Source organism: Acetobacter musti (genome assembly GCF_011516835.1).
Classification (GTDB): domain Bacteria; phylum Pseudomonadota; class Alphaproteobacteria; order Acetobacterales; family Acetobacteraceae; genus Acetobacter; species Acetobacter musti.
On sequence record NZ_WOTB01000081.1, the window covers coordinates 1 to 3,269 of the forward strand.

General features: G+C 56.3%; 6 protein-coding genes. 5 read left to right on the top strand and 1 reads right to left on the bottom strand.

What is annotated here, in order from left to right; all coding sequences use genetic code 11:
• Window positions 1–361 precede the first annotated feature (361 nt).
• The 5 genes from GOB93_RS20635 to GOB93_RS20655 all read left to right on the top strand — a co-directional run bounded on the left by GOB93_RS20635 (window position 362) and on the right by GOB93_RS20655 (window position 2,371).
• On the top strand, window positions 362–634 hold the full coding sequence (locus GOB93_RS20635) for an AbrB/MazE/SpoVT family DNA-binding domain-containing protein (RefSeq protein ID WP_173585236.1): 273 nt from the start codon (window positions 362–364) through the stop codon (window positions 632–634).
• Entirely contained in the window at window positions 631–1,032 is a 402-nt protein-coding gene (locus GOB93_RS20640; RefSeq protein ID WP_173585237.1) for a type II toxin-antitoxin system VapC family toxin, read from the top strand. The genes GOB93_RS20635 and GOB93_RS20640 overlap by 4 nt, the downstream gene beginning before the upstream one ends.
• A gap of 19 nt (window positions 1,033–1,051) precedes the next feature.
• Window positions 1,052–1,231 carry a hypothetical protein gene (locus GOB93_RS20645; RefSeq protein ID WP_173585238.1) on the top strand — a complete coding sequence of 60 codons (180 nt, stop codon included), beginning with the start codon at window positions 1,052–1,054 and terminating at the stop codon, window positions 1,229–1,231.
• 46 nt (window positions 1,232–1,277) lie between these two features.
• Window positions 1,278–1,487, top strand: coding sequence for a hypothetical protein (locus GOB93_RS20650; RefSeq protein ID WP_173585239.1), 210 nt, complete (start codon window positions 1,278–1,280; stop codon window positions 1,485–1,487).
• Between the two features lie 485 nt (window positions 1,488–1,972).
• Window positions 1,973–2,371, top strand: a complete 399-nt coding sequence (locus GOB93_RS20655) for a hypothetical protein (protein WP_173585240.1) — start codon at window positions 1,973–1,975, stop codon at window positions 2,369–2,371.
• 78 nt (window positions 2,372–2,449) lie between these two features.
• On the opposite strand, the gene GOB93_RS20660 is transcribed toward GOB93_RS20655, so the two are convergent.
• On the bottom strand, window positions 2,450–3,269 hold an 820-nt coding region (locus GOB93_RS20660), incomplete at its 5' end, for a transposase (RefSeq protein ID WP_173585241.1).

The window sequence follows — 3,269 nt, forward strand, 5'->3', positions numbered from 1 at the left end:
AGCGCAACGCGGCAAAAGCGGCGCATTTCCTCGCCGCGCTGGAACTCGGAAAGCAGGGCGCCGTCACCCTCTCTCAGGACAGGCAGTTCGGAACCGTAGAACTCGCACGCAGGGAAGAACGAGCCGCTCCGGACGGTGTGTGACGCCTGACGGGCATCTTTTATGGGACGTGTGTCCTAATCGAAACATTCTTCAGGGTCATATCCGGCACGATAGCGTTCGACGATTCAGGGGGAATTTGGGTCAGGAAAATGAACTGTCCCATGTCTGCTGACAGGCAGACGACCGGAATCAGGACCAAATAGCCTTGATTGTAAGGTGAATATCCCTTACATTTAAGGTCATCGGGCAGGAGCGTTCCATGACATCAGTATCACTAACCGTAACCGCAAAGGGACAAGTAACGCTCAGGCGGGAATTGCTTGATCATCTGGGCATTCGCCCGGGAGACCGTGTTGACTTCGAGAAGGCACCTGGCGGTGAGATCAGAGTACGGGCTGCCCGGGTCGCCGGTAACATCGAACAGTTTCTGCATTCTCTGGACGGTAAGGTTAAGCTGAAGGCACCCCTGACAATCGATGAGATGAATGACATCGCGGCAGCCGGGTGGGCTGGAAAACTGCACGATCAATGAAAATTATTGCCGATACCAATGTACTTGCACGAGCAGTCCTTCAGGACGATGCCGCACAGTGCCAGGCAGCCAGGAAAATCCTCACTGACGCTTCATTGATCGCCGTATCACTGCCGTCATTGTGCGAGCTGGTATGGATACTCCGACAAGGAGCCAGACTGTCCAGGGAAGACGTTGCCTCAGCAATACATGCCCTGCTTGATACCTGCAATGTCGTCATGAACCGCCCCGCAGTCGAAGTCGGGCTCGCACTCCTGGAAGCTGGCGGTGACTTTGCCGATGGTATTATCGCCTATGAAGGCGCCTGGCTGGGTGGAGAAACATTCGTCTCGTTCGATAAGAAGGCAGTTTCCCTGTTGAAAAAACGTGGCAAAAAAGCACGTTTACTTCACGCCTGATGTACAGACAGATTTGAGCATGGCCGCTAACCAGTCTCTGGAAGTCGATCCTTCCGCAGTACTGCCCGGGCTGAAATCCGGCCGTGAGTCCGGCGCGGCAGTCCACTTCGCGTTCACTGGCATAATTGAAGTTTGTGTCGTGGTTTTTGTCGCGATCACGATAATTCTTGTCTGGCGATGGTGGAACACCAGACGGTAGTATCACTGAAAGTTCCGCGCTTTCAGGATTCCGCACGACCACGTGCATGACACCATCTTCGCGCTGCAGGGTGCCGTGGACGATCATCAGCGACGTCCCCATGACGATGGCCTGTTGCGCTTCGATCCGGTCTTTCCACAGGATCAGGCTGGCCACCCCGGTTTCATCCTCGATCGTGACGAACATCACGCCTTGTGCCGGGGCGCTGACGCATCAGCACCAGTCCCGCAATCACCACGCGGGTCCCATCCGGTAATGTCCCGAGATCCTCACAGGGAATAATGCCTCTTTCCGCAAGCCCGTCGCGCAGGAACGCCAGAGGATGTGCCCGCAGGGTAAAGCCGATAGCGAGATCAGATATGAGACAACCAGAGACCAGTCTTCTTCTGATACGTCAGAGGGATACTGATTGCGGGCAGGCGTCATCCCTCATGACTGAACCAGTCAGGCTCGAAAGTACATAACGCCCTTCAGGCATTTAATAACGCTTTCATTGTTCTCAACAGCCGAACACTGTGGTCAAAATTAAGCGCATTTTCCGGAAAGCCGACTATCGTAATCTTTGAAAATGATTTTGAAAGAAGATGAAATCAGATGGCTTTTCGGATCTTCGTTCTGATGAAATAACAGTATATCGTACCCTTCCCGGTGAACCAGTTGTGCTTCTCTAACCGGGAAAGTCGTTCCGCTCAGACACCGGGCATACGCGCTTCCGATCCCGTGGTGTCTGAAAAGGTTGGCATGGACGACAACTATATTGCCTGGAGAAACAGACTGTCCCGGAACTGGAAACTCTGGAGATTCTACAACGCCAGTCTTGTCTCGGCCGTGCGAAAAATCAGCCGCCGGATTCTTCCCGCGACCGTCGGTGACGCCGTCAGGGAAGTCGGGCAATGGACTGCCCTCCGGACACAGCAGAACACCCGCACGCCGGTCGATCTCTGGGATGCAAACTGGCGGCCGCGCTGGGTAATCGAGCTTCTGACAACAGGGCAGCTGCTTCATGACATCCCTGAGAAATCCCCTGACAGCTTCCCACGCATTCAGTCACGCTGCCCTGGAACGACCTCCGCCGGACTCTCAGACCTTCGGCGATGCCGAGACCGTCATGAGCTGCCGGATAATGCCGCTTCTGACTGACCGCAGACGAGGTTTGTACTTCCTGGCAGCCTGTCGGGTTGGGCATTTTTAGGGTCATAACACCGAGGCTGACCCGGCTTATGCTGCCTGAAGGCGTGCCACTCTTTTGCAGTTGTATGCGAGTGCAACGAGTGTCCATTCGGTTGTGACTTTTGCAAGGCTGCGCAGGCTGAATCTTCTGAACCCCATGATGCTTCTGATAATTCCAAAGACGGGTTCAACGGTCTGTTTGCGTAGTCTGTAAACATCTCCGGCTTCTGTGGTTTCCAGTTTTTTCTTCATGGCAAGCCGCCAGGGTTCGGTTATCCGGCGTGGCTCCTTTGCTGCGGGATGGGGGCGGAAGTCGTAAGGCCTGCGGGCACAGGGCCGTCCAATGGCGACCAGCGGATCAATGCCCTTTTCCCGCAGTTTCCGGACCGCCTGCCCGTTGGCGTAACCGGTGTCGGCGAGTACCGTCTCCGGGAGACCGATTGTGTCTTCCATCGCCAGCACCGTGTCGGCAAAGGATGGCGCATCCGCTGACGTGGCGACAACGCCGGTTGTCACGATCAGCTGGCTGCCTTCGGCGCAGACCACGGCCTGGGCATTGTAAGCCTGCCGGAATTCATGGGCGTCCGAACGCCGCATGAGGCGGCTGTCGGGATCAGTCAGGCTGATCTGTCTCCCGGGTGGTGGTTCCTCATCCGGCGGTTTCGGCGCCCGGCCACGACGCCCTGTTTTCGCATCATAAGCGGCTTTCTTCTTCTCGTAGGCCGGACGTGCCGTTTCAGCCTGCTCCTTGGCATCAGCTTCCAGCCGGGCGCAGGCTTCGTCCAGCTTCGCTTTCAGTGTTTCCCGTCGGGCAAGCGCTTCCGGCAATGCCTGCGGATCGCTGTCTGTGGCATCTGCGTGCTCCGCC